Consider the following 257-nt stretch of genomic DNA (forward strand, 5'->3'; position numbering starts at 1 on the left):
CAGACCAACCACTGACGTGACGCCCGCTTCCGTCAGGCGACTTAGCGCCACTTCCGGCGTGCGCGTCGTGGGACCTGCTTCGCCGCCACCGCCAATCAAATGGACGTGTTGATCAATAAAACCTGGGCAGAGGATCTGCCCACTGAGATCGACAACCGTGCAGTTCGGTACAATGTCAGAAGGGATATTGCTGGCAACGGCGATAATTTTGCCGTTAGCGACGAGGACATCGCAAATTCCCCGATCTTCCGGCGCAT

1 pseudogene is annotated in these 257 nt (G+C 57.2%); it reads right to left on the bottom strand.

Going from position 1 to position 257, the window contains the following annotated elements:
- Positions 1-257 (bottom strand): annotated as a pseudogene (locus SB822_RS58730) (beta-aspartyl-peptidase); the annotation flags it as partial.

Origin of the sequence: Paraburkholderia sp. SIMBA_054 (assembly GCF_046534875.1) — a bacterium.
Lineage (GTDB): Bacteria > Pseudomonadota > Gammaproteobacteria > Burkholderiales > Burkholderiaceae > Paraburkholderia > Paraburkholderia hospita.